The 24,752-nt window shown below is 52.8% G+C and carries 24 protein-coding genes and 1 other annotated feature (1 of these 25 only partly in view); of the genes, 17 read left to right on the forward strand and 7 right to left on the reverse strand.

All coding sequences use genetic code 11. The features are described 5' to 3' along the window. Positions 1-23 precede the first annotated feature (23 nt). From ACQE32_RS15300 to deoD, 6 genes are all read left to right on the forward strand, one after another. Positions 24-212 (forward strand): CsbD family protein, encoded by a 189-nt coding sequence (locus ACQE32_RS15300; protein WP_250651761.1) that lies wholly within the window; start codon positions 24-26, stop codon positions 210-212. A 229-nt stretch (positions 213-441) separates the two neighbouring features. After that, positions 442-1,215 carry a TatD family hydrolase gene (locus tag ACQE32_RS15305; protein ID WP_427022051.1) on the forward strand — a complete coding sequence of 258 codons (774 nt, stop codon included), beginning with the start codon at positions 442-444 and terminating at the stop codon, positions 1,213-1,215. A 350-nt stretch (positions 1,216-1,565) separates the two neighbouring features. Then, entirely contained in the window at positions 1,566-2,345 is a 780-nt protein-coding gene (gene deoC / locus ACQE32_RS15310; RefSeq protein ID WP_427022052.1) for a deoxyribose-phosphate aldolase, read from the forward strand. Between the two features lie 109 nt (positions 2,346-2,454). Next, the gene (deoA, locus tag ACQE32_RS15315; protein ID WP_426982062.1) at positions 2,455-3,777 is read left to right on the forward strand and encodes a thymidine phosphorylase; all 1,323 of its coding nucleotides are present in this window, start codon (positions 2,455-2,457) and stop codon (positions 3,775-3,777) included. Between the two features lie 181 nt (positions 3,778-3,958). Then, complete coding sequence (gene deoB / locus ACQE32_RS15320; RefSeq protein ID WP_426974409.1) at positions 3,959-5,182, forward strand: phosphopentomutase; 1,224 nt, start codon at positions 3,959-3,961, stop codon at positions 5,180-5,182. A 66-nt stretch (positions 5,183-5,248) separates the two neighbouring features. Next, entirely contained in the window at positions 5,249-5,968 is a 720-nt protein-coding gene (deoD, locus tag ACQE32_RS15325; protein ID WP_427022053.1) for a purine-nucleoside phosphorylase, read from the forward strand. A gap of 107 nt (positions 5,969-6,075) precedes the next feature. Here deoD and ACQE32_RS15330 read toward each other — a convergent pair whose 3' ends face one another. Next, positions 6,076-6,741: a YtjB family periplasmic protein gene (locus ACQE32_RS15330; protein ID WP_426974410.1), complete on the reverse strand. Its 666-nt coding sequence runs from the start codon at positions 6,739-6,741 to the stop codon at positions 6,076-6,078. 180 nt (positions 6,742-6,921) lie between these two features. On the opposite strand from ACQE32_RS15330, the gene serB reads away from it, so the two are divergent. The 4 genes from serB (at position 6,922) to ACQE32_RS15350 (ending at position 12,119) form a co-directional block, all read left to right on the forward strand. Continuing rightward, complete coding sequence (serB, locus tag ACQE32_RS15335) at positions 6,922-7,899, forward strand: phosphoserine phosphatase (RefSeq protein WP_426982064.1); 978 nt, start codon at positions 6,922-6,924, stop codon at positions 7,897-7,899. A gap of 13 nt (positions 7,900-7,912) precedes the next feature. Further along, complete coding sequence (gene radA / locus ACQE32_RS15340) at positions 7,913-9,295, forward strand: DNA repair protein RadA (protein WP_250651767.1); 1,383 nt, start codon at positions 7,913-7,915, stop codon at positions 9,293-9,295. Positions 9,296-9,358: 63 nt separating this feature from the next. Then, complete coding sequence (nadR, locus tag ACQE32_RS15345; protein ID WP_426974412.1) at positions 9,359-10,591, forward strand: multifunctional transcriptional regulator/nicotinamide-nucleotide adenylyltransferase/ribosylnicotinamide kinase NadR; 1,233 nt, start codon at positions 9,359-9,361, stop codon at positions 10,589-10,591. A 619-nt stretch (positions 10,592-11,210) separates the two neighbouring features. Then, on the forward strand, positions 11,211-12,119 hold the full coding sequence (locus ACQE32_RS15350; RefSeq protein ID WP_250651769.1) for a LysR family transcriptional regulator: 909 nt from the start codon (positions 11,211-11,213) through the stop codon (positions 12,117-12,119). Between the two features lie 352 nt (positions 12,120-12,471). Here ACQE32_RS15350 and ACQE32_RS15355 read toward each other — a convergent pair whose 3' ends face one another. Then, positions 12,472-13,473, reverse strand: a complete 1,002-nt coding sequence (locus ACQE32_RS15355) for a zinc-binding alcohol dehydrogenase family protein (RefSeq protein WP_426974413.1) — start codon at positions 13,471-13,473, stop codon at positions 12,472-12,474. Positions 13,474-13,568: 95 nt separating this feature from the next. On the opposite strand from ACQE32_RS15355, the gene ACQE32_RS15360 reads away from it, so the two are divergent. After that, entirely contained in the window at positions 13,569-14,465 is an 897-nt protein-coding gene (locus tag ACQE32_RS15360; protein ID WP_426974414.1) for a LysR family transcriptional regulator, read from the forward strand. A gap of 30 nt (positions 14,466-14,495) precedes the next feature. On the opposite strand, the gene ettA is transcribed toward ACQE32_RS15360, so the two are convergent. After that, the gene (ettA, locus tag ACQE32_RS15365; RefSeq protein ID WP_427022054.1) at positions 14,496-16,163 is read right to left on the reverse strand and encodes an energy-dependent translational throttle protein EttA; all 1,668 of its coding nucleotides are present in this window, start codon (positions 16,161-16,163) and stop codon (positions 14,496-14,498) included. A 135-nt stretch (positions 16,164-16,298) separates the two neighbouring features. Then, positions 16,299-17,063 (reverse strand): DNA-binding transcriptional repressor DeoR, encoded by a 765-nt coding sequence (gene deoR, locus ACQE32_RS15370; RefSeq protein WP_427022055.1) that lies wholly within the window; start codon positions 17,061-17,063, stop codon positions 16,299-16,301. A gap of 196 nt (positions 17,064-17,259) precedes the next feature. On the opposite strand from deoR, the gene sltY reads away from it, so the two are divergent. Further along, the gene (gene sltY, locus ACQE32_RS15375; protein WP_426982065.1) at positions 17,260-19,194 is read left to right on the forward strand and encodes a murein transglycosylase; all 1,935 of its coding nucleotides are present in this window, start codon (positions 17,260-17,262) and stop codon (positions 19,192-19,194) included. A gap of 44 nt (positions 19,195-19,238) precedes the next feature. Further along, positions 19,239-19,559, forward strand: a complete 321-nt coding sequence (gene trpR, locus ACQE32_RS15380; RefSeq protein WP_426974418.1) for a trp operon repressor — start codon at positions 19,239-19,241, stop codon at positions 19,557-19,559. A gap of 6 nt (positions 19,560-19,565) precedes the next feature. Here the strand turns inward: trpR and yjjX are convergent, their stop codons facing one another. After that, positions 19,566-20,102, reverse strand: coding sequence for an inosine/xanthosine triphosphatase (gene yjjX, locus ACQE32_RS15385; RefSeq protein ID WP_085068069.1), 537 nt, complete (start codon positions 20,100-20,102; stop codon positions 19,566-19,568). A 51-nt stretch (positions 20,103-20,153) separates the two neighbouring features. Between yjjX and gpmB the strand changes: the two genes are divergently transcribed. Further along, on the forward strand, positions 20,154-20,801 hold the full coding sequence (gpmB, locus tag ACQE32_RS15390) for a 2,3-diphosphoglycerate-dependent phosphoglycerate mutase GpmB (protein ID WP_426974419.1): 648 nt from the start codon (positions 20,154-20,156) through the stop codon (positions 20,799-20,801). Between the two features lie 32 nt (positions 20,802-20,833). Here the strand turns inward: gpmB and robA are convergent, their stop codons facing one another. Beyond that, positions 20,834-21,712: an MDR efflux pump AcrAB transcriptional activator RobA gene (gene robA, locus ACQE32_RS15395; protein WP_426974420.1), complete on the reverse strand. Its 879-nt coding sequence runs from the start codon at positions 21,710-21,712 to the stop codon at positions 20,834-20,836. 198 nt (positions 21,713-21,910) lie between these two features. Here robA and creA point away from each other — a divergent pair, with 198 nt between their 5' ends. Continuing rightward, positions 21,911-22,384, forward strand: a complete 474-nt coding sequence (creA, locus tag ACQE32_RS15400) for a protein CreA (protein ID WP_085068066.1) — start codon at positions 21,911-21,913, stop codon at positions 22,382-22,384. 38 nt (positions 22,385-22,422) lie between these two features. Here creA and arcA read toward each other — a convergent pair whose 3' ends face one another. Further along, on the reverse strand, positions 22,423-23,139 hold the full coding sequence (gene arcA / locus ACQE32_RS15405) for a two-component system response regulator ArcA (RefSeq protein WP_085068065.1): 717 nt from the start codon (positions 23,137-23,139) through the stop codon (positions 22,423-22,425). Positions 23,140-23,750: 611 nt separating this feature from the next. Here arcA and ACQE32_RS15410 point away from each other — a divergent pair. Both ACQE32_RS15410 and thrL read left to right on the forward strand, forming a co-directional pair. Continuing rightward, positions 23,751-24,431, forward strand: coding sequence for a tRNA/rRNA methyltransferase (locus tag ACQE32_RS15410; RefSeq protein ID WP_250651776.1), 681 nt, complete (start codon positions 23,751-23,753; stop codon positions 24,429-24,431). Positions 24,432-24,637: 206 nt separating this feature from the next. Continuing rightward, the gene (gene thrL, locus ACQE32_RS15415) at positions 24,638-24,706 is read left to right on the forward strand and encodes a thr operon leader peptide (RefSeq protein WP_071883749.1); all 69 of its coding nucleotides are present in this window, start codon (positions 24,638-24,640) and stop codon (positions 24,704-24,706) included. Beyond that, positions 24,645-24,752 (forward strand) — a sequence feature (Thr leader region) (it continues 11 nt past the right edge of the window). It overlaps the preceding gene by 62 nt.

Here is a 24,752-nt window from a genome sequence, read left to right on the forward strand (position 1 = left end):
AGTGAATTTAGCGGAGACCAGTCATGAATAGCGACATCGTTGCAGGCAAATGGAAACAATGGAAAGGCCAGATGGCGCTGATGTGGGCGGAGTGGTTTGATAACGACGACGCCTGGATGGCAGGAAACAATGACTGGCTCTCCGGTATTTTGCAGGAAGATTACGGGCGTGAGCAGCACGACGATGCCACAAACGATAAATCCCTGCGCTGATCTGCTATAAGCTGGCCCGCTTTCTTTGTAGAGGGCGGTGCCGGCCTCTGTTTTTTCTCTGTCCCTGCGCGGCTAACCCCGTCACCTGTTTGTTCCTCCCCCTCTGAAACACCTCTTTTACGCTACTATTCTGCCATTCCAGAATAAAAGGCCACGTTACGCATCCTGCAATGCAGCGGCAAATAAAATAGCGCAGAATAATCCCTGAGATATGTTGAGGAGCGCTGACGTGAGATTTATTGATACCCACTGCCACTTCGATTTTCCTCCGTTTACCGGGCACGAGGAGGAAAGCCTGTCACGCGCCGCTCAGGCAGGCGTAGAGAAAATTATCGTTCCGGCGGTGGAGGCTACACGCTTTGCTCGGGTGTTACAGCTGGCACGCCAGCATGCACCGCTTTATGCCGCGCTGGGACTGCATCCCATTGTGATTCAGCAGCACAATGATGCGGCGCTGGAGCAGCTGGAGCAGCAGCTACGTCAGCGATCCGCAAAACTGGTGGCGATCGGTGAGATCGGGCTGGATCTCTATATGGAAGATCCTCAGTTCGATCGCCAGCAATATTTTCTTGATGCGCAGCTGCGGCTGGCACGGAAATACGATCTGCCCGTGATCCTGCATTCCCGGCGCACGCATGACAAACTGGCGCAGCACCTGCGACGTATCGAGGTGCCGCGCCGTGGCGTGGTACATGGCTTTGCCGGAAGCGTGCAGCAGGCGCAGGCGTTTATTGCTGCCGGTTATGCTATCGGCGTAGGCGGCACCATTACCTATCCCCGTGCCAGCAAAACGCGCAATACCATTGCGCAGCTGCCGCTTGGAGCGCTGCTGTTGGAAACCGATGCGCCTGATATGCCGTTGAACGGCTTTCAGGGCCAGCCCAATCGGCCAGAGCAGGTGGTAAAGGTATGGCAAACATTATGCGAGCTGCGTCAGGAAGCGCCGGAAGAGATCGCGGCCACCCTTGCCAGTAACAGTGAGAAACTGTTTCAGCTATGTTAACAAGACGACCGCATCACAAGGGATCTTAAGAACAGGTAAAGCGCGAATGTGATAATTCTCACATTTGCGCTTCTGCGGTATGATAGCGCGCATAAAACGCTTCCGGCCTACGGCTGTGGCGCTTTTAATGCGATAGACGTCACATCAAATGTAGACTTGATGGTAGCGTTTCTTAATTAAATGTGAGCTTACGCACAATAAAGAGTTTGCCCGTGATGTTAAAATCGTAACATCAAAGCGAATCAGCATCGCTGGCAAGGTGAGATGGATCTCAACCCTCTTCAAGGAACCAAGACCTCGTGTTGAGTCTTCCACTGGCGGAAGCTCACTGAATCTTTCTGGAGAGCATTATGACTGATGTAACCGCTGCCGCGCTGCGTGCGCTGAAACTCATGGATTTAACCACCCTTAACGATGATGACACCGACGCCAAAGTGATTGCGCTGTGTCAGCAGGCTAAATCCCCGGCAGGCAATACTGCCGCCATCTGTATCTATCCCCGTTTTATTCCCATCGCACGTAAAACGCTGCGTGAGCAGGGCACGCCCGATATTCGTATCGCTACCGTGACCAATTTCCCGCACGGCAATGACGATATTGAGATCGCGCTGGCGGAAACGCGCGCGGCCATTGCCTATGGCGCGGATGAAGTGGATGTGGTTTTTCCCTATCGCACATTGATGGCTGGCGATAGCGAAACCGGCTTTAAACTGGTCAAGGCATGCAAGGAAGCCTGCGCGGCGGCCAGTGTATTACTGAAAGTGATCATTGAAACCGGCGAACTGAAAGAGGAAGCGCTAATCCGTCAGGCTTCTGAAATCGCTATCGATGCGGGCGCTGACTTTATCAAAACCTCTACCGGTAAAGTGCCGGTAAACGCCACGCCAGAAGTGGCAAAAATCATGATGGAAGTGATCCGTGATAAAGGGGTACAGGATTGCGTTGGCTTTAAGCCTGCGGGCGGCGTGCGTACCGCAGAAGATGCGGCGCTCTATCTGCAGCTTGCTGATGACATTCTGGGCAGCGGTTGGGCGGACGCGCGTCATTTCCGTTTCGGTGCCTCCAGCCTGTTGGCAAGCCTGTTGAACGCGGCGGGCTATGAAAGCGCGCGCAGCACCAGCAGCTACTGAGTTTCCTTTCACCATAGCGGGCGCCTGCCGTCCGCTAAAAATAATTTTTCTGCACCGTTGGATCGGGACACCAGGCCTGATTTATTGATCCGTTAAACAGGGGGTTACCTTGTTTTTACCACAAGAAATTATTCGAAAAAAACGTGACGGCCATGCGCTGAGTGAAGAAGAGATCCGCTTCTTTATTAACGGGGTTCGTGATAACAGCGTATCAGAAGGGCAGATCGCCGCGCTGGCGATGGCGATCTTTTTCCATGATATGACGCTGCCGGAACGTGTGGCGCTGACCATGGCGATGCGTGATTCCGGCGCGGTGCTGTCATGGAAATCATTGAATTTAAACGGCCCGGTGGTGGATAAGCATTCTACCGGCGGCGTGGGCGATGTGACTTCGCTAATGCTGGGGCCGATGATCGCGGCCTGCGGCGGCTATGTGCCGATGATCTCCGGGCGCGGCCTGGGTCATACCGGCGGCACGTTGGATAAGCTGGAAGCGATCCCCGGCTTTGATATTTTCCCCAGCGATAGCCGTTTCCGGGAGATTATTAAACAGACCGGCGTTGCCATTATCGGCCAAACCAATTCGCTGGCACCGGCGGATAAGCGTTTTTATGCCACGCGCGACATTACCGCAACGGTCGACTCTATTCCGCTGATCACCGCCTCGATTCTGGCGAAAAAGCTGGCCGAAGGGCTGGATGCGCTGGTGATGGATGTGAAAGTGGGGTCCGGCGCTTTTATGCCGACTTTTGAACTGTCAGAGCAGCTGGCGCAGGCGATCGTGGGCGTGGCCAACGGCGCGGGTTGTAAAACCACCGCGCTGCTGACGGATATGAATCAGGTGCTGGCTTCCAGTGCCGGAAACGCGCTGGAAGTGCGTGAAGCGGTTCAGTTCCTTACCGGCAGTTATCGCAATCCGCGTTTGCTGGAAGTGACGCTGGCGCTCTGCAGTGAAATGTTAATTTCCGGTGGCCTGGCGCAGGACGATGCCTCAGCCCGACAGCAGTTGCAGAAAGTGCTGGATAACGGCAGCGCCGCTGAGGTATTTGCGCGTATGGTGGCGGCGCAAAAAGGCCCGACAGACTTTATTGAAAGGATGGACAGCTACCTGCCGGCCCCGATGCTGAGCAAGGCGGTGTATGCCGATGCGCCTGGTATCGTTAATGAAATGGATACCCGCGCGCTTGGCCTGGCGGTCGTGGCATTGGGCGGTGGACGTCGTCGCGCCAGCGACAGCATCGATTACAGCGTAGGCCTGAATGAGATGGTGCAGCTGGGCGATCGCGTAGACGCGGAACGTCCACTGGCGGTGATCCATGCCGCCAGCGAGGCCAGCTGGCAGGAAGCGGCACAGGCGGTCAAAGCGGCGGTTAAGCTTGGTGACAGTCAACCTGCTGCAACGCCGGTTATCTATCGCAGAATTAGCAGCTAACGCCCGACTATCTCATGCTGCAGGAAGGCGGCAAGGGGAACCTGAAAGCCTGAAGGTCTCACTGACCGGAATGATGAGCGCAGCCTACGCATCTGCGGCTTGAAGTACCACAGGTATAGACGGCATACTGTTCTGATCGCTTTTTTATTTTTCTCATCGCGCGTAAGCGCAGGAGAGTAGCATGAAACGTGCATTTATCATGGTGCTGGATTCCTTTGGGATCGGTGCCAGTAAAGACGCTGAAAAATATGGTGATAAAGGCTCAGACACGCTGGGTCATATTGCGCAGGCCTGCTTCAACGGCGAGGCGGATAAAGGACGTCAGGGGCCGCTGCATCTGCCGAACCTGACCGCGTTAGGGCTGGGAAAAGCGGCGGAAGCCTCTACCGGCACCTTCCCGCCGGGCCTGGATCCGCAGGCGGAGATCATTGGCGCGTATGCCTGGGCGCAGGAGCTCTCTTCCGGTAAGGATACGCCGTCAGGCCACTGGGAAATCGCTGGCGTACCGGTGCTGTTTGACTGGGGTTATTTCAGCGATACGGAAAACAGTTTCCCGCAGGCGCTGCTGGATACACTGGTGGAGCGTGCCGGACTTCCGGGTTATCTCGGCAACTGCCACTCTTCCGGGACGGTGATTCTGGATAAACTGGGTGAAGAGCATATGAAAACCGGCAAGCCGATTTTCTATACCTCTGCCGACTCGGTATTCCAGATTGCCTGTCATGAAGAGACATTCGGCCTGCAACGCCTGTACGATCTGTGTGAAATCGCCCGTGAAGAGCTGGATAAAGGTGATTACAACATTGGTCGCGTGATTGCGCGTCCGTTTGTCGGCGATAAAGCCGGAAACTTCGAACGTACCGGCAATCGTCACGACTTAGCCGTTGAGCCGCCGTCACCCACCATCCTGAAAAAGCTGGTGGAAGAGAAGCAGGGTGAGGTGATCTCGGTGGGTAAAATCGCCGATATCTACGCGCACGTCGGCATTACCAAAAAGATCAAAGCGACCGGCCTTGATGCGCTGTTTGATGCCACGGTTAAAGAGATGGCGCAGGCGCCGGATAACGCCATCGTCTTCACCAACTTTGTGGATTTCGACTCCGCCTGGGGGCATCGTCGCGACGTTGCCGGTTATGCGGGTGGCCTGGAGCTGTTTGACCGCCGTCTGCCAGAGCTGATGGCGCAGGTAAAAGAGGGCGATATTCTGATCCTCACCGCCGATCACGGTTGTGATCCCACCTGGCACGGCACCGATCATACCCGTGAGCATATCCCGATTCTGATCTATGGCCCAGGCGTTAAACCGGGCTTCCTCGGCGGACGCGATACCTTTGCCGATATCGGGCAGACGGTAGCAAAATACTTCGGCCTTTCCGATATGGAATATGGCAAAAGCATGCTGTAATACGCGGCTTTCATTTAACGCCAGCTGCCGGGCTGGCGTGTTTCATTTTTTCAAGGAATAACGACAATGGCTACGCCTCATATTAATGCTGAGATGGGTGATTTCGCGGACGTGGTGCTGATGCCGGGCGATCCGCTGCGTGCTAAACATATCGCGGAAACCTTTCTGGAAGACACGGTAGAAGTGAACAACGTGCGCGGTATGCTGGGTTACACCGGCACCTATAAAGGTCGTCGCATTTCTGTTATGGGTCACGGTATGGGCATTCCATCCTGCTCCATCTACGCAAAAGAGCTGATCACCGAGTTCGGCGTGAAAAAAATCATTCGTGTGGGTTCCTGCGGCGCGGTACGTGCCGATGTGAAACTGCGCGACGTGGTTATCGGCATGGGTGCCTGCACCGATTCTAAAGTGAACCGTATGCGCTTCAAGGATCACGATTTTGCAGCAATCGCCGATTTTGACATGGTGCGTAACGCGGCAGACGCGGCGAAAGCACTGGGCATTGAGGCGCGCGTAGGCAATATTTTCTCTGCCGACCTGTTCTATACGCCGGACCCGCAAATGTTCGACGTTATGGAAAAATATGGCATTCTCGGCGTGGAAATGGAAGCGGCGGGCATCTATGGCGTGGCGGCAGAGTTTGGCGCGAAAGCGCTGACCATCTGTACCGTTTCCGACCATATCCGCACGCATGAACAGACCACGGCGGCGGAACGTCAAACCACCTTCGGCGATATGGTTAAAATCGCGCTGGAGTCGGTACTGTTGGGCGACAAAGCCTGACTGATTTACCGGACGAGGCTGCCTCGTCCGGTTATTTTCTTCCGCCCGTCTGCGCCTTCTGTATTACGCTTTCTTCAGCGCCTTGCCCCTGCCGACAACGCTACGCCTCAGCTTTTTCTAGCCTCGTCTGACGCCTCATCAGATTCGTCATCATCTTCTTTAACCGGCGTGCTGGCGGTCAGCAGAAAAGGGGATTGTTGCCAGCGGGTACGGCGATCGCGCAACAGCGTACGGGTAAGAATAATGCCGATAGCCAGCGCCAGCAGCATCATCAGGCGCAGAATATTGGTGGTGTTATCCACCTGCTTCGCTTCGGTTACCAGCACATGCGTGTCCAGCGTGACGCGTAAAAATCCCTGCGGGCCGTCGCTGTTTTCCAGCGGCTGCACCAGCTGATGGTTAAAGTAGCTGCCCGCGCGTTTGCCATCCAGCGCCAGACGATCGCGCACGCTGATGCCTTCGCCGCTGCGCGCAACCAGCGAACCTTCGCTGTCATAAACCGAGGCGTCGAGGATACGGCTGTTATCCGTCATCTGTTTGAGAATGGCGGCGATTTGTGTGCGGTTATCGTCCGGGCTGTCCATAAGCGGCGTAAGCGTAAATGCAACCTGACGTGTCAGGGTGCGCGCCAGATCTTCTACCTGTTCAGAGCGCGCCATTTGATGGCCCAGACTGAACCATGAAGCGCCCTGCATCAGGACGACCAGCAGCGTCAGACAGATCAGCACAATCGCTGTGTGGTGCAGACGGAATTTGAGCCTGGATTTAGCCATTGGCAACCTTAAAACGTAATCAACAAACGGTAGTCTGTTTTTGCGACTTTATGTTGCCAGAAGCGCGGCTGACAGGGTAGCCTCTTGCGAGGTTTTCTCTACAGGCTGTGGCCCGGCACGGATGTCAAACAGAACGTCCTTTGATGGCGGCAGCCGATCATCTTTCCGACAGGAGCTGTAATGCCTAATCGTTTGACCTGGTGCGACCTGCCTTCCGATGTTTCTCTCTGGCCGGGCTTGCCTCTTTCACTGAGCGGTGACGAAGTGATGCCGCTGGATTATCGTGCCGGGCGTACCGGCTGGCTGCTTTACGGGCATCAGCTGGATAAAGATTCGCTGACGGCTTATCAACACCAGCTGGGTGCCGCGATGGTGATTGTCAGCGCCTGGAGCGTGGATGATTATCAGGTGATCCGTCTGGCGGGCTCGCTGACGCCGCGTGCGGCGCGTCTGGCTCACGAACGGGGACTGGACGTAGCGTCGCTGGGTAAAATTCCTTATCTGAAAGCGCCGGGCCTGCTGGTAATGGATATGGATTCCACCGCGATTCAGATCGAATGTATCGATGAGATTGCGCGTCTGGCGGGGTGCGGCGAGCAGGTGGCCGAGGTGACCGAGCGCGCGATGCGCGGCGAACTGGATTTTACTGCCAGCCTGCGTCAGCGCGTGGCTACGCTGAAAGGCGCTGACGCCAATATACTGAAGCAGGTGCGTGATACGCTGCCGTTAATGCCAGGGTTAAGCACACTGGTGCAGAAGCTGCAGGCGTTAGGCTGGCAGGTGGCTATCGCTTCTGGCGGCTTCACTTACTTTGCCGAATATTTGCGTGACCGGCTGCATCTTGCCGCTATCGCTGCCAACGAGCTGGAGATCCGTGACGGTAAATTTACCGGTGAGGTTATTGGCCCGGTAGTGGATGCGAAGTATAAGGCCGATATGCTGGCGAAGCTGGCGCAGCGTTTTGATATCCCCGTTGAACAAACGGTAGCGATTGGCGATGGCGCTAACGATTTACTGATGATTAAGGCTTCCGGGTTAGGCATCGCCTACCATGCCAAGCCGAAAGTTAATGAACAAACTGAAGTGACGATTCGGCATGCCGATCTGATGGGCGTATTTTGCATCCTCAGCGGCAGCCTGCATCACGAGACGCGATAATTGAGGAACTGAGTTGGCTAAAGCGGTAAAACGTGCCTTTGTCTGCAACGAATGTGGCGCAGACTATCCGCGCTGGCAGGGGCAATGTAGCGCCTGTCACGCCTGGAATACCATCACCGAAGTGCGGCTGGCGGCCTCGCCGGCTGCGGCGCGTAATGAGCGTCTGTCTGGCTACTCCGGCACCGCCGGCGTCAGCCGCGTGCAGAAGCTGTCAGAAATTAGCCTGGAAGCGTTGCCGCGCTTCTCAACCGGTTTTAAAGAGTTCGATCGCGTACTGGGCGGCGGCGTAGTCCCCGGCAGCGCTATTCTGATTGGCGGCAATCCCGGCGCCGGAAAAAGTACGCTACTGCTGCAAACGTTGTGCAAGCTGTCAGTGGATATGAAAACACTGTATGTCACCGGCGAAGAGTCCCTGCAGCAGGTTGCCATGCGCGCGCATCGTCTTGGTTTGCCTACCGAGAACCTGAATATGCTGTCGGAAACCAGCATTGAGCAGATCTGCATGATTGCCGAGCAGGAACAGCCGAAGCTGATGGTGATCGATTCTATTCAGGTGATGCACATGGCGGATATTCAGTCTTCGCCGGGCAGCGTGGCGCAGGTGCGCGAAACCGCAGCTTATTTAACGCGCTTTGCCAAAACGCGCGGCGTAGCGATTGTGATGGTTGGGCATGTCACCAAAGATGGCTCCCTGGCTGGTCCCAAAGTACTGGAACACTGCATCGACTGTTCAGTGCTGTTGGACGGCGACGCGGATTCCCGTTTCCGCACGCTGCGCAGCCATAAAAACCGCTTTGGCGCGGTGAACGAACTGGGCGTGTTTGCCATGACCGAGCAGGGCATGCGTGAAGTCAGCAATCCCTCGGCGATTTTTCTGTCGCGCGGCGATGAGATTACCGCCGGGAGTTCGGTGATGGTAGTCTGGGAAGGCACGCGTCCGCTGCTGGTAGAGATCCAGGCGTTGGTGGATCATTCAATGATGTCTAACCCACGTCGCGTTGCGGTAGGGTTGGAACAGAATCGCCTGGCGATCCTGCTGGCGGTACTGCATCGTCATGGCGGGTTACAGATGGCCGATCAGGATGTGTTTGTTAATGTTGTCGGCGGGGTAAAGGTTACAGAAACCAGCGCCGATCTGGCATTGATGCTGGCGATGGTTTCCAGCCTGCGCGATCGGCCCTTGCCCAACGATCTGGTGATTTTCGGCGAGGTGGGGTTAGCCGGTGAAATTCGTCCGGTGCCGAGCGGTCAGGAGCGTATTTCCGAGGCCGCTAAGCATGGGTTTAAACGCGCTATTGTCCCGGCGGCTAATGCGCCGAAAAAGGCGCTGGAGAACATGAAAGTTTATCCGGTGAAAAAGCTGGCTGACGCGCTGGCGATCCTGGATGAGTTATAATTTTAGCGCAGGTTAACCTGTCGTTGGGGTGGGCACTGCCCACCCCTTTTCGCAGGAGGCATTATGTCATCATTCGAATATTTAAAAACCGCCATTCGCCAGCAGGGACATACGTTGCAGCAGGTTGCAGACGCCAGCGGAATGACGAAAGGCTACCTGAGCCAGTTGCTCAATGCCAAAATCAAAAGCCCCAGCGCGCAAAAGCTGGAGGCGCTGCATCGCTTTCTGGGTCTGGAATTTCCCCGCCGCGAGAAAACCATTGGCGTGGTGTTCGGCAAGTTCTATCCTCTGCACACCGGCCATATTTATCTGATTCAGCGCGCCTGCAGCCAGGTTGATGAGCTGCATATTATTATGGGACATGATGAACCGCGCGATCGCCAGCTGTTTGAAAACAGCGCCATGTCACAGCAGCCCACCGTTAGCGATCGCCTGCGCTGGCTCTTGCAGACGTTTAAATATCAAAAAAATATTCGCATTCATGCCTTTAATGAAGAGGGGATGGAGCCTTATCCGCACGGTTGGGATGTCTGGAGTCGGGGCATTACGGCCTTTATGGCGGAAAAGGGAATTGAGCCAGGCTGTGTGTATACCAGCGAAGAGTTGGACGCGCCGCAGTATCGCGAGCATCTGGGCATTGAAACCATCGTGATCGATCCGCAGCGCTCTTTTATGAATATCAGCGGCGCGCAAATTCGCCAGAATCCTTTTCGATACTGGGAGTATATCCCTACCGAAGTAAAACCTTTTTTCGTACGTACCGTTGCGATACTGGGCGGGGAATCGAGCGGTAAATCAGTATTAGTGAATAAGCTGGCTAATATTTTTAATACTTCCAGCGCCTGGGAGTATGGACGGGATTACGTATTCTCGCATCTTGGCGGAGATGAGATGGCGTTGCAGTATTCCGACTATGACAAAATTGCGTTAGGGCAGGCGCAGTATATTGATTTTGCAGTGAAATATGCCAACAAGGTCGCCTTTATCGATACCGATTTTGTGACTACCCAGGCATTTTGTAAAAAGTACGAAGGGCGTGAACACCCGTTTGTACAGGCGCTGATTGACGAATACCGTTTCGATTTAGTCATCCTGCTGGAAAACAATGTGCCCTGGGTCGCAGATGGCCTGCGCAGTCTGGGTAGCTCCGTCGATCGACGTGAGTTTCAGGAATTGTTAATCAAAATGTTAGATGAAAATCAAATAAAATATGAGCATGTTACTGAAGACAGTTATGACCAACGTTTTCTGCGTTGTGTTGAACTGGTAAGAAATATGCTGGAAAACGGAAAGTAAAAAGGCAGGGCGGCTGATGGCGATATTATACCGTCAGCCATTTTATTCGGAATGTTCTCATTGTTATCTCTCCCGAAGTAAATCAGCTTAGTTATTTAATAAGGCAGGCTAACTTTTTGCAGTTTAATTTAAGGGTTTCTTTAAAAGAAGCCATGAATTATCACGCTTAATAGAAAGTATTTATGCATTTTTTGCTTTAACTTGTTGATTTTATTGTTTATTTTTATAATTAACCTCAGGTTATTTATTTAAGCTATTGGCTAAACTGAAATTGACTTGATATGGAGGGTGAAATTATAGCGGCAACTTGAGACATAGCTTATATATTGTCAGGGTTTCATTAACTAAGGTGCCTGTATATATTAATTTTCCTTTTCATTATATGAAGACACAGTACATGTATTGTTAACTATACAGTGGCTTTCTCGGCTTTTGGAAAACAGGTTACTTTATTTGGATTGCTTTAATTGGAGTTGTTAATAGCGTTACAGGTTCGTGGATTTTTTGAAGTCATTCTATGCGAGACGGCATCATGTACATTATCTTCAGGGTGAAATCAGCCTGTAATTTTATATTTTGGGCGCAGAGATAACCGGGAAGAATCAAGGGAGTGTAAAATATGCATAAAGATATTAATCATTTGGTAAGAATGGATTTAAACCTGCTGCCTATCCTGGATACTTTGCTTAACGAAAAAAGTGTCAGCAAAACGGCGGACAAACTTAATGTGACTCCGCCCGCAATTAGTAAATCATTGAATAAAATCAGAGACACCTTTCAGGATCAGCTTTTGGTTCGTTCTGGCATGAGTCTGGAGCTGACGCCATTAGCGGTACGCCTTAAACCTCAGCTTAGAGAGCTGCTGGATAATATCCAAAATGTTCTGCACCAAAATATTGAGCTCAACGGCAAAGAGCTGCCACGCTCTTTTAACATCGTTACCAATGATATCCTGATGTCTAAGCTTAGCTATAAATTGATGAAAAAAAGCATTCAGGAGAATACCAACCACATCTTTAATTTTAACTATGACAACGCGACATCCTGTGTGCTGCGCAGCGAAGATATTGATCTCTATATCGGGGAGGATAAAAGCCTCAGCCCGGAGGTGAAGATACGAACTATCGGCCACAGTGAATGCGTATTGATAGCCACCAAAGACCATCCTGTTTTTCTGATGGAAAAGTCTTTGAAAAACCTAAAAGAGTTTATTCTTATCGTGCCCAAAAACAGGCTGAAAGAAGAGATGGAAAGCCTTTATCGCGAGCGCGGCTATAAACGCAAAATTCATGGTATCAGCGCAGGATACCTGCCTATTATCGAAAATATTATTCAAACTCGCAGTCTGGGTATCGTTCCGATGTATGTTGTTGATGTTTTACAGCGAATGAACCTTGATGTGGACTTTTTTAAGCCCGATTTTGATTTGCCGAAAGTGCGTATTATTCAGGCATGGCATCCTCGCTATCATAACTGCTCTTCTCATAAATGGCTGCGTGATATCTCGAAAGATTTGCTCGATTTCTAACCTCAGCAGCAGAGCAGGTTTATTAAAAATAACAGTCTAAGAAAGCTGTCTTTATTTTTGTTAGAAATTATCTATGGCGAAACAGTAAACAAAAATATCATCAGTTAAATTTAACCAGAGGTAATACAGATATTATCTGTTAGCATTATTTAACTGCGCAATAGGGTGGCGGGAGTAAAATGGGTTGGGCTGAAACAGGTTAAGGAAACGGTTTCGAAATCACTTAAAATAATAACTATTTAACGCAAATGAACGCCCCGATTCAGGGGCGTTTTTTAATCTCTACGATTCACTTACTTTTTTAATGAAACATTTAACGTTTTGCACTATTAATGCAGCAGAACAGCGGCAATCAGTAAGTAATAACTACTTTGCCACGCATATGTCCTTCAAGGACACGCGCATGTGCCTGAGTAAGTGTTTCAACACTTAATCCGTGTAACGTTTCGTTCTGCGTACTCTCTACTTTTCCTGCATCCAGCAGCTGAGCCACTTCGTTAAGGATCTCACCCTGACGAGCCATATCCGGCGTTTGATACATGCTGCGGGTGAACATAAATTCCCAGTGCAACGCCGCGCTTTTGAGTTTCAACTGTTCCATATCCAGCGGATGCGCATTCTCAACAATGGTGCAGATCTGGCCCTGCGGCGCAATCAGCTTGCCGATGGTATCCCAGTGACCGTCGGTATCGTTCAGACAGAAAATATAATCCACCTGTTTGATACCGTGCTGCTCCAGCTCCTCCGGCATATTTTTATAGTTGATCACGATATCAGCCCCGCGCTCTTTACACCATTGCACCGAATCAGGACGTGAGGCGGTAGCGATGACCCGAACTTTGCTGTGCAGTTTGGTAAAGGGGATGGCCAGCGAGCCCACGCCGCCAGCGCCGCCGATAATCAGCAGGGTTTGCTCTTCGGTTGCTTGCTGTATACGCAGGTGCTCAAACAGGCCTTCCCAGGCGGTTAATGCCGTTAGCGGGATGGCTGCCGCTGCGCCCCAGTCAAGACTCTGCGGTTTACGGCCCACAATGCGCGCATCTACCAGCTGAAAGGTACTGTTGCTTCCCGGACGTGTAATATCGCCCGCGTAGTAAACCTCGTCTCCGGGCGCAAACTGCGTCACCTTACTGCCTGTCTCAACCACTACTGCGCTGGCATCCCATCCCAGAATACGCGGCTGTTGCAGACCGCTCTTCTGTACGCCTTTATGCACTTTGGTATCGACCGGGTTGATTGATACGGCTTTAACTTCCACCAGCAGATCGTACTCGCCAGGAGTGGGTTTTTCCGACTGAATTTCTGTGAACTGCGCCGGGTTTTGAGGATTAACAGCAATAGCACGCATAGTCATATGATTTCTCCTTAGTTGATGGAGTCAGTGTAATAGGCCAGAGCAACAGTGATAAGATGGACAATAACTCATACAGTGTTCGTAACAGGTGAACAATGGCGTTAAAGCGGTTACAGGATATGGCGCTGTTTGCGCTGGTGGCTGAAAGCGGAAGCTTTACTGCCGCTGCCCGGCGCGCCGGTCTGCCAAAATCGAGCGTCAGCCAGCGCATTAGCCAGCTGGAACAGGCGATAGGTTTGCGTTTGCTCAATCGCACAACGCGCCAGCTCAACCTGACCTTCGCAGGTGAACGCTATCTTATTCACTGTCAGGAGATGATACAGGCCAGCGAACGTGCAGATCTGGCTATTGAGCGCTTGCGCGACAACCCAAGCGGCCGATTGCGGATCACCACGCCCGCCGGTATTGGGGCGACGCTGCTGGCGCGCTGTAACGCTGAGTTCCAGCAGCGCTATCCGGACGTTACGCTGGAAGTGTCGGTGTCTGATGATATGCGCGACCTGGTGCAGGAAGGATTCGATCTGGCGCTGCGTACCGGCAAGCCGCAGGATTCGTCGCTCATCGGCCGACGTGTTGGACTTTGTCAGCGGCTACTGGTTGCTTCAGCAAACTACCTGACAAAAAATCCGCCGATCACGCATCCGCAACAGCTGGCGACGCATCGCTGTATCGCCCACCGAGCCTGGAAAGAGTGGTTGCTGCGCCGTGAAGAAGAGCACTATCGCTGGCTGCTGCCCTCTATGCATTTAACGGATAACCTGCTTTATGCGCGCGAATGCGCTATCAACGATGCTGGCATTACGCTATTGCCGCGTTTTCTGACGGAAGCCGCGATTGCCAGTGGAGAGTTGGTGCAGGTTCTGCCGGAGTGGGAAACGGAAGGGAATGAGCTGTGGCTGGTCTGGCCGGGGCGCAAGCTGAATTCACCTGCGCTGGCGCGCTTTATCGACTTCGCCCAGCAAAGCACGGCGTTTCGGGCGTTTTATCGCTAATAAAAAGCGGCCCGCAGGCCGCTTTCAGATTTACTTCGCCATACGCTTGTATTTGATGCGTTTCGGCTCCAGCGCTTCCGCACCGAGGGTACGCTTCTTGTACTCTTCGTATTCGGTAAAGTTACCTTCAAAGAACTCCACCTTACCCTCGCCCTGATAGTCGAGGATATGGGTGGCGATACGGTCAAGGAACCAGCGGTCATGCGAGATCACCATCGCGCAGCCCGGGAACTCCAGCAGGGCGTTTTCCAGCGCGCGCAGGGTTTCGATGTCCAGGTCGTTGGTTGGTTCATCCAGCAGCAGCATGTTGCCGCCGACCTGCAACAGTTTTGCCAGGTGCAGACGACCGCGCTCACCACCGGAAAGCTCGCCAACGCGTTTGCCCTGATCGACGCCTTTAAAGTTAAAACGGCCCACGTAGGCGCGGCTTGGCATTTCGGTATTGCCGATCTTCATGATATCCAGCCCGCCGGAAACTTCTTCCCAGACGGTTTTTGAATTATCCATGCTGTCACGGAACTGATCCACAGAGGCCAGTTTCACCGTATCGCCAAGCGTGATGCTGCCGCTGTCCGGCTGTTCCTGACCGGACATCATACGAAACAGTGTGGATTTACCCGCGCCGTTCGGACCGATAATCCCGACAATCGCGCCTTTCGGCACGGAGAAAGAGAGATCGTCAATCAGCAGACGATCGCCGTACGATTTACGCAGGTTGTTCACTTCCACCACCTTATCGCCCAGGCGCGGACCCGGTGGAATAAAGAGTTCGTTGGTTTCGTTACGTTTCTGGTATTCGGTGCTGTTCAGCTCTTCAAAGCGCGCCAGACGGGCTTTGCCTTTTGAATGACGGCCTTTCGCGCCCTGACGTACCCACTCCAGCTCTTTCTCAATCGATTTACGACGCGCCGCTTCCTGAGAAGCTTCCTGCGCCAGACGCTGATCTTTCTGCTCCAGCCAGGAAGAGTAGTTGCCTTCCCATGGAATGCCTTCGCCACGGTCCAGCTCCAGGATCCAGCCTGCGACGTTATCCAGGAAATAACGGTCATGGGTGATAGCCACTACCGTGCCTTCGAAATCATGCAGGAAGCGCTCCAGCCAGGCGACAGATTCAGCATCCAGGTGGTTGGTGGGTTCGTCGAGCAGCAGCATGTCCGGCTTTTCCAGCAGCAGACGGCACAGTGCCACGCGGCGGCGCTCACCACCGGAGAGATTGGCCACTTTAGCCTCCCAGTCCGGCAGGCGCAGCGCATCAGCGGCGCGCTCCAGCTGCACGTTCAGGTTGTGGCCATCGTGTGCCTGAATAATCTCTTCCAGCTTGCCCTGTTCAGCGGCCAGCTTGTCAAAATCGGCTTCCGGTTCGGCGTACAGCGCGTAAACCTCATCGAGACGCTTCAGCGCGCCAACCACTTCAGCTACCGCTTCTTCTACCGATTCACGTACGGTATGTTCCGGATTGAGCTGCGGCTCCTGCGGCAGGTAGCCGATTTTGATGCCAGGCTGCGGACGCGCCTCGCCTTCGATGTCTTTATCGATGCCCGCCATAATGCGCAGCAGCGTAGATTTACCCGCGCCGTTTAAGCCCAGTACGCCGATTTTTGCGCCCGGGAAAAAGCTAAGGGAGATGTTCTTAAGAATATGACGCTTCGGCGGAACAACTTTTCCGACGCGATGCATGCTGTAGACGAATTGAGCCACGTGAAATGAGCCTCTTATGGTCTGTGTGGTAATCGGGGCACATCGCCCGCTCAGAACTGCAAGTTTAGCGGTTTTCCTTGCTTAATCACAGCCATCATCCTGGGCGATTGTTTGCCTGGCAGGTGCCAGGTCTTTTCAGGGCAGCAGCAGCGTAACCGCCTGCTGTTGCAGGTGCTCAGCCAGCGCTTGCGGCGGCGCGCTGTCACTGATCAGCATATCAAACTGATCCAGCTCGCCAATGCGCGCCGGCAGAACCTTATTAAACTTGCTGCTGTCAGCCAGCAACACCTTGCGCTGCGCGCGTGCCATCGCCCGAAGCTTCATGGGTAACTCATTGAAGTTGTAGCAGGTGACGCCCTGTTGTGGGTCGATACCGGCAGCGGAAATAAACGCCAGCGTAGGGCAGATCTCATCCAGAATAGAGAGGTTGCCGTGCGGAGAAAACACCGCGTTGTCAGGATGAAACTCGCCGCCGCTGAGAATAACGCGACAGGCGCTTTTTTCCTTAAGCGCCAGAAAGGTATTAATGGCGCAGCAGACTGCGGTAAAGGGCAAGCCTTCATCTATCGCATCGATCACCCACGGCATAGTGGTGCCACAGTCGAAAAAAACCGTATCGTTAGGTTTAATCAGGCTGGCCGCCCGCTGTGCCAGCTGGCGTTTTTTATTGACGTTATGCAGTTGCTGATCGGAAACAAAATAGTGCCCGTGCGCATTTCGCGGATCGCTCACAATATAACCGCCGAGTAAAACCAGGCTGGAGGGCTGCTCGTTAAGATCGCGACGAATCGTCATTTCTGAAACGCCTAACAGCCGCGCCGCCTCTTTCAAATGAATTTTATCGATGCGCTTGAGCGCCTGCGCCAGTTTATTAATTCGCTCGTCGCGCCGGGTTTCCATTATCGCGTTCCCTGTTGGTCTGTTTCTCCTTATGTTAACGCTAAAAAAGTGAAGCGTCAGCCGCTGCCTGGCGGTCACTGTGATCCCCGACCAGAAAGTAAATTTTGTGAAGAACGTGGCACGACGCCAACCGCCTGGTTAGCATGAAGAGAGCCAGGCCATCCGGCCGGATCGGATAACAGTAAGAGGAGAGCGTGTGGTGACTCACAGCAAGGAGAGGGGGCGTTACTGGTTAGCTGGTTTATGCCTGCTTGCCGCCAGCGGCAGCGTATTGGCGGATTCGCTGGATGAACAGCGCAGCCGCTACCAGCAAATCAAACAGGCATGGGATAATAATCAGATGGATGTGGTGGCGCAGCTGATGCCCACGCTGAAAGATTATCCGCTTTATCCTTATCTGGAATATCGCCAGCTGTCGCAGCATCTCGATCAGGAAACCGGCCTGGCGGTTAACGCTTTTATTAAACGTTATCCCACGTTGCCGCCGGTGCGCACGCTGTCGTCACGCTTTGTTAATGAGCTGGCGCGCCGTGAGGACTGGCGCGGTCTGCTGGTATTTAGCCCGCAGGAGCCGCAGCCAGTCGCTGCTCGCTGCAACTGGTATTACGCTAAATGGGCGACCGGCCAGCAACAGGTTGCCTGGGAAGGGGCGAAGACAATCTGGCTGCGTGGAAGCTCGCTGCCGAGCGGCTGTGACAAACTTTTTTCTGTCTGGCAAGCCGCGGGTGAGCAAACGCCAATTACCACGCTGGAGCGTATCCGCCTGGCGATGATCGCAGGCAATACCAGCCTGGTTAATTTCCTTGCTAAACAGCTGCCCTCCAATTACCAAACCATGGCCGACGCCATCATGGCGCTGCAAAACGATCCCGCCACGGTAGAAGCATTCGCCCGCAGCGTTGGGCCAACAAACTTTACCCGACAGGCAACCTCATTAGCGCTGGCGCGACTGGCGCGTGAAGATGGGGAGAATGCGCGCGCGATGATCCCCGGGCTGGCACGCTTACAGCAGATGAGCGAGCAGGAAATCCAGGAGATGAAGGAGGCGGTGGCATGGCAGTTAATGAGCAGAGAGGTCACATCCGAACAGGCGCGCTGGCGTGATAACACGGTAATGAGCAGCGGTTCGGTGTCGCTGCTGGAACGCCGTATTCGTCTGGCATTAAGCAATAACGATCGGCGTGGATTAAACACCTGGATTGCGCGGCTGGATCCTGACGCGAAGCAGAAAGATGAGTGGCAATACTGGCAGGCGGATCTGCTGCTGGAGCGTGGACGCAAAGAGGAAGCGGAGGAGATCCTGCGTAAGCTTATGCAGGAACGCGGCTTCTATCCGATGGTAGCCGCGCAGCGTCTGGGAGAGAAATATCCGCTGCGGGTAGATGAAGCGCCACGTCCGGATAGCACGCTTGATAACGGCCCGGAAATCGCACGCGTGCGTGAGCTGATGTATTGGGGAATGGATAACCTTGCGCGGAGCGAATGGAACCGACTGGTTGCCAGCAAAACCGCATCGCAACAGCAAATGCTGGCGCGTTACGCGCTGAACCATGGCTGGTGGGATCTGAGCGTGCAGGCCACGATAACCGGCAAGCTGTGGAATAATCTCACCGAGCGCTTCCCGCTGGCGTGGCAGGAGCAGTTCACGCAAAACACGCGTGGTAAAACCATACCGCCAAGCTACGCGATGGCTATTGCCCGGCAGGAGAGCGCATGGAATCCTAAAGCGCGTTCGCCGGTGGGCGCAGCTGGATTAATGCAGGTGATGCCCGCTACCGCGACCCATACGGTGAAGATGTACAGCATTCCGGGCTATGTAAACAGCAGCCAGCTATTGGATCCGCAAACCAATATTCAGATCGGTACTCAGTATCTGGATCATGTTTATCAGCAATTTGACCAGAACCGTATCTTCTCTTCGGCGGCGTATAATGCCGGGCCGGGCAGGGTACGCACCTGGCAGCGCATCAGTAACGGTCAGCTGGATGCGGTGGCTTTTATTGAAACCATTCCTTTTTCAGAAACGCGCGGCTATGTGAAAAACGTACTCGCCTATGACGCTTACTATCGCTATTTCCTGGGGCAGCCGGATAAACTTCTCTCTGATGCCGAGTGGCAGCGTCGCTACTGAATATGTTACTCTTCCGTACTCGCCAATGAGTACGGAAGAATTTCATGACTCCACATTCCCCAATCCCGATCACTGCCGAGCCGCAGGATGAAAACTGGCTACGTTTTGTTAGCCTGTTAGAGGAGGCGTTCCGGCAGGATTTACAATTGCCGCTGCTGCAATTGATGATGACGCCAGACGAGCGCGAAGCATTTGGCACACGTCTGCGCATTATTGAGGAGCTGTTACGCGGCGAGATGAGCCAGCGTGAGCTGAAAAACGATCTTGGCGTGGGTATTGCGACAATTACGCGTGGTTCCAACAGCCTGCGCGCCGCGCCGCCTGCGTTAAAGGCCTGGCTGGACGTGCAGCTATCCGTGAAATGATACGGCTTACTGCGGCGGGGAAAGCGGCTGCTGATAGATAGCGTTATGGAAGGGGCAAAGTGCCAGAATTAACGCCTGATGGTAGACGCTGCTACGCGTCAGCAAACCCTGAGTAAACACGCCAATCGCTCCGCCTTTGTGCTTGATATTGTCAATGCCGGTAAGGCGCGCCATCTCTTCACCCAGTTCGTGACCGGCATGGATGCCCGCCATGACAGGCGCAGGCAAAGTAAAACTGGCCGAGCGGGATTCACCGCGTTGTTTGTGATCTTCCACCACCATCCATGCAAAAGCGTCGTTGCCTTCAATACCCGCTTCAATCGCGACCCAGAAATCGGCTTCAGGCCTGACCTTACGTGCGTTCATCACCCGCTGGCGTGCGCCAGTTCGCGTTTCTGCATTCGTTAACGGCTGAGCGGCTACGCCGCTGTCGACCGCAACGCCCTCAATGTGGCAGGATCCCTCGCCGAAGACATCATGAAATGCCTGAGAGATAGCACTAATTTTGGCCGGATTGGTGGTAGCAGCGACAACATGGTACATAATTATCTGAACCTTCTACGCAATTTTGACGCAGTATAACGGAAAAAAAGCATGTTACAGGTCTATCTTGTTCGCCACGGGGAAACAGTTTGGAACGCGGCCAGGCGCATTCAGGGGCAGTCGGATAGCGCACTGACTGAAAAAGGAGAGCGGCAGGCTCGTCAGGTTGGCGAGCGGGTGAAGTCGCTGGGGATCACCCACGTTATCAGCAGTGATTTAGGGCGCACGCGTCGTACTGCGGAAATTATCGCAGACATTTGCGGCTGTAGCGTTACGCTTGACGCACGATTGCGAGAACTGAATATGGGCGTGCTGGAACAGCGTCCGATCGATACGTTGAGCGCTGAAGAAGAGGGCTGGCGGCGTACGTTAGTTAACGGGACGGAAAATGGCCGTATTCCGGAAGGCGAAAGTATGACGGAACTGGCGGAGCGCATGCATCAGGCGCTGAATGCCTGCCTGGAGCTGCCAGCGGGAAGTCGTCCGCTGCTGGTGAGTCATGGCATGGCGCTGGGCGTGCTGGTCAGCACACTATTGGGATTGCCTGCACATGCGGAACGGCGGCTGCGGCTGCGTAACTGTTCGCTTTCACGCGTCGATCATCAGCAAAGCGCCTGGCTGGCAAGCGGCTGGGTAGTGGAAACCGCAGGCGATATTTCGCATCTCGATCTGCCCGCGCTGGATGAACTGCAGCGCTAAACAAACGGGCCCGCAATGCGGGCCCGAAATGATCAGCTGTCGGTACGGCGAATGGGGATCAAATATTCGCAGCGGATCTCTTTCGGCGGCTCGGAAAGCTTTTTTCCGCCATGCGTATAAAAACGCTCAATATCCTGTCCCTGACGGCGTGTCAGCTGTAGCGTCGGCATACAGGTGCCATAAAGCATCAGAATAAAATCCTGAAGCTGGCTGCGCGGGCCTTCATAATTAAACTGGACATAATCGCCAGCCTCCAGCAGTACGGTTTGCGCTGACTGCATGGGTTTAGCCAGCTGATCCGACGGCACCGCAGTGGTATAGAGTATCTCTTGTTCGTCGTCCTTTTCCTGGCTCGGACGCACCTGATGCAGCCCATACAGCACGGGCGGAACCGTATCGGTTTCCAGCAGGAACTGCTGCCAGAAGTGGATGCGCATCTCGTCGCGATAAAGGGAAATTTGCTCCAGCGTACAGGTATAGCTTTGCGTTTGCCCCACCAGTACGGTTTCCGGCAGCGTAACAAAGCGCGCTTCCGGCAACGTAGAATTATCCAGGCGAATCGGCGGACGCAGACCATATGCGTTCCACTCTGATGCACGGCGATAGTATGCCGGTGTTTGATTAAACTGTTTTTTAAAGGCGCGGGTAAAGGTTTGCTGTGAATCAAAACGGTACTGCAAAGCGATATCCAGAATCGGACGGCTGGTAAGACGTAGCGCTACCGCCGCTTTTGACAAACGTCGGGCGCGAATATAGGCACCAATCGCATGACTGGTTACCTCTTTAAACATTCTTTGCAGATGCCATTTGGAGTAACCTGCTTTTGCCGCCACATTATCCAGTGACAGGGGGTGGTCGAGATGGCTCTCCAGCCAGACAAGCAAATCGCGAATGATACCAGCTTGGTCCATAAAACATCCTCTTGTACTTAGTTGGCGCAGGCAACGCAAAGTCGCGGGATCATAGCACTAAATGCGCAAAAGCCGCTGAAGGTTTTACTTGTTAGATTGTGCTATACCCCATGCAAATGAGGAGCAATAGAATTGGCCCGGTTTATCCTTAGCGGGACGTAATAGCGAACAACTTTAATAATATACAATGGTAACGGTATGATAATAAAAAAATTATTAATAATTACAATGGCAACCTTATTCTCTGCTGGCGTGGCCGCTGAAGAGATCGGGTCGGTAGATACGGTGTTCAAGATCTTTGGTCCTGACCATAAAATCGTGGTTGAGGCATTTGACGATCCAGACGTGAAAAATGTGACCTGCTATGTGAGCCGTGCTAAAACGGGCGGGATCAAAGGGGGGTTAGGATTGGCAGAAGATACGTCTGATTCCGCAATTTCCTGCCAGCAGGTGGGGCCGGTGACCTTAAGCGATCGCATTGCGCAGGGCAAAGCGCAGGGCGAAACAGTTTTCCGCAAGCGCACTTCATTCTTGTTTAAAAAGTTGCAGGTGGTGCGCTTCTACGATCAAAAGCGGAACACGCTTATTTATCTTTCATATTCAGATAAAGTGGTGGAAGGCTCGCCTAAAAATGCGCTGAGTGCGGTTCCCATTATGCCGTGGGGGCACTAAAAGAAGAAACGGCGAGTCGCCTCGCCGTTTTTAAAGCATTATTCCTGCAGATCGCCGCAGAAACGGTAACCTTCGCCATGAATGGTCGCGATGATTTCTGGGGTATCTGGCGTTGATTCAAAGTGCTTGCGAATACGACGAATCGTGACGTCAACCGTACGATCGTGCGGTTTTAATTCACGGCCAGTCATCTTTTTCAGCAAGTCGCCGCGCGTTTGAATTTTGCCAGGATTTTCACAGAAGTGCAGCATGGCGCGGAATTCACTACGCGGCAGCTTATACTGCTCACCATTCGGGCTGATCAGCGAGCGGCTGTTGATATCCAGCTCCCAGCCATTGAATTTATAGCTTTCAACCTGCTTACGCTCTTCGCTAATGGCGGAGAGGTTCATGGTGCGGGAAAGCAGATTGCGTGCGCGAATGGTTAATTCACGCGGGTTGAAAGGCTTAGTGATGTAATCATCCGCGCCGATCTCCAGGCCCAGGATTTTATCCACTTCATTGTCGCGCCCGGTTAAGAACATCAGGGCAACGTTTGCCTGCTCGCGTAGCTCACGCGCCAGTAAAAGACCATTTTTACCTGGCAAGTTGATATCCATAATCACCAGATTAATATCGTTTTCGGTCAATACCTGATGCATCTCTGCGCCATCCGTCGCTTCGAACACTTCATAGCCTTCGGCTTCAAAAATGCTCTTTAGAGTGTTACGCGTGACTAGTTCATCTTCAACGATAAGAATATGCGGGATCTGCATGAGTTCGCTACCTAAAATTTGCCAACAAAATCGGAAACAGGATGTACTGCCGTTAACGCGGTGAAAAAGACGTTTGCCCGGATAACTGAAGTACAGAATTATGTTCTTGATGCACCATCCATCAACGTCAACAACATTGTCAGCTCAGCCATAAGGATAAATCCTGCATGCCCCGGCAGTGCCAAATGGCTGTTATCCTAGCTGCATTAACAGCAAGATAACAGCACAGGCTACAACCAATAAGCATTAAAACAACGCTTCGTTGACTTATATCAAATCAAGTGTAGCACGTTAACACTTTTGTGAAAAATGCTCACCAGAATGCCAGCTTAGCTCACAATTATCGGTCCTTAAACCATGTCTGAGCCAACTGATAGTGGACAAAAGTTTACTAAGTTAATTATTAAAAGACAATTTTGATTTATAAGATCTTATTTATGATATTTCTTTGTTATTAATGTTCTGATTAATTAAAGACTTTAAAGGCGTTAAATCTTACTTTTTACCGCTAAAACTTAATAAGTTAATTGTATGTTATGTGATTGATGCTGTTATTTAACATGTCGTCATGTCACAGTATCGCTTTCCATAAATTTATCTTCAGGGTTTATATGAATTTTCCGATTGTTCTTGTTTCCCCGGCCCGCCCGGAAAATATTGGCGCGGCCGCACGTGCAATGAAAACAATGGGGTTTTCTGAGCTACGTATTGTTCAGAGCGAAGCCTGGCGCGATCCGGCGACGCGCATCGTGGCGCATGGGGCGGGAGATATCATTGATAATATTCAACACTACTCCTCTCTTTCCGCTGCGCTGGCCGATATCGATTTTTCGGTAGCCACCACGGCACGCAGCCGGGCCAAATTCCGTTATTACGCAACACCGCAACAAGTAGAAACGATTTTGCGCGAAAAGCAGCAATGGACAGGCAGTACGGCACTGGTTTTTGGTCGTGAAGATAGCGGTTTAACAAATGAAGAGCTGGAACAGGTAGATTTATTAACCGGCATTCCGATGGCCAACGATTATCCTTCGTTGAATCTGGGGCAGGCGGTCATGGTCTATTGCTATCAGTTGGCTTCGTTACGACAAGTGGCTGCGACGGCAGCTGTCGCGGCAGATCATCAGCAGCTTGATGCGCTGCGCCAGCGTTTAGCGGCGCTGCTGGAGCGACTGAAGGTCGCCGATGATGAAAAGCTGGCAGACTGGATACAACAACGAATCGGTCTGCTGGAACAACGCGATAGCGCTATGCTGCACCGATTGCTGCATGACATTGAAAAAAATCTCTAGAGGAAAATTTGGATTACGTGCGGGAAACTGGTTAATCATTCCATCATGCGGAAAGGGCGTAACAGATTTATCCGGGTGCGGCGGAATTTAACGTTTCCGCTGTGGTGGCAGTGGTTTTGCGGCGGCGATAAATCCATTGACTTCATCAGGAGATTGCTTTACTTCTGAAAAGCAGACAGACACAGAAACAGACAGATAAAATCGACATGCGTACAAACAGCCTGAACACCATCATTATTACTACCACCATTACCACAGGTAACGGTGCGGGCTGACGCATACAGGAAAAAGAGAAAAAGCCCGCACCCTGATAAGGTGCGG

The sequence above is a fragment of the Pantoea sp. FN0302 genome, from assembly GCF_050113775.1.
Classification (GTDB): Bacteria; Pseudomonadota; Gammaproteobacteria; order Enterobacterales; family Enterobacteriaceae; genus Mixta; species Mixta alhagi.

Bases quoted from the DNA above. Each gene is read 5' to 3' on its own strand.
- ACQE32_RS15300 (WP_250651761.1), top strand. From the start codon at position 24: ATGAATAGCGACATCGTTGCAGGCAAATGGAAACAATGGAAAGGCCAG.
- deoC (WP_427022052.1), top strand. From the start codon at position 1,566: ATGACTGATGTAACCGCTGCCGCGCTGCGTGCGCTGAAACTCATGGAT.
- deoB (WP_426974409.1), top strand. From the start codon at position 3,959: ATGAAACGTGCATTTATCATGGTGCTGGATTCCTTTGGGATCGGTGCC.
- deoD (WP_427022053.1), top strand. From the start codon at position 5,249: ATGGCTACGCCTCATATTAATGCTGAGATGGGTGATTTCGCGGACGTG.
- ACQE32_RS15330 (WP_426974410.1), bottom strand. From the start codon at position 6,741: ATGGCTAAATCCAGGCTCAAATTCCGTCTGCACCACACAGCGATTGTG.
- serB (WP_426982064.1), top strand. From the start codon at position 6,922: ATGCCTAATCGTTTGACCTGGTGCGACCTGCCTTCCGATGTTTCTCTC.
- nadR (WP_426974412.1), top strand. From the start codon at position 9,359: ATGTCATCATTCGAATATTTAAAAACCGCCATTCGCCAGCAGGGACAT.
- ACQE32_RS15350 (WP_250651769.1), top strand. From the start codon at position 11,211: ATGCATAAAGATATTAATCATTTGGTAAGAATGGATTTAAACCTGCTG.
- ACQE32_RS15355 (WP_426974413.1), bottom strand. From the start codon at position 13,473: ATGACTATGCGTGCTATTGCTGTTAATCCTCAAAACCCGGCGCAGTTC.
- ACQE32_RS15360 (WP_426974414.1), top strand. From the start codon at position 13,569: ATGGCGTTAAAGCGGTTACAGGATATGGCGCTGTTTGCGCTGGTGGCT.
- deoR (WP_427022055.1), bottom strand. From the start codon at position 17,063: ATGGAAACCCGGCGCGACGAGCGAATTAATAAACTGGCGCAGGCGCTC.
- trpR (WP_426974418.1), top strand. From the start codon at position 19,239: ATGACTCCACATTCCCCAATCCCGATCACTGCCGAGCCGCAGGATGAA.
- yjjX (WP_085068069.1), bottom strand. From the start codon at position 20,102: ATGTACCATGTTGTCGCTGCTACCACCAATCCGGCCAAAATTAGTGCT.
- gpmB (WP_426974419.1), top strand. From the start codon at position 20,154: ATGTTACAGGTCTATCTTGTTCGCCACGGGGAAACAGTTTGGAACGCG.
- robA (WP_426974420.1), bottom strand. From the start codon at position 21,712: ATGGACCAAGCTGGTATCATTCGCGATTTGCTTGTCTGGCTGGAGAGC.
- creA (WP_085068066.1), top strand. From the start codon at position 21,911: ATGATAATAAAAAAATTATTAATAATTACAATGGCAACCTTATTCTCT.
- arcA (WP_085068065.1), bottom strand. From the start codon at position 23,139: ATGCAGATCCCGCATATTCTTATCGTTGAAGATGAACTAGTCACGCGT.
- ACQE32_RS15410 (WP_250651776.1), top strand. From the start codon at position 23,751: ATGAATTTTCCGATTGTTCTTGTTTCCCCGGCCCGCCCGGAAAATATT.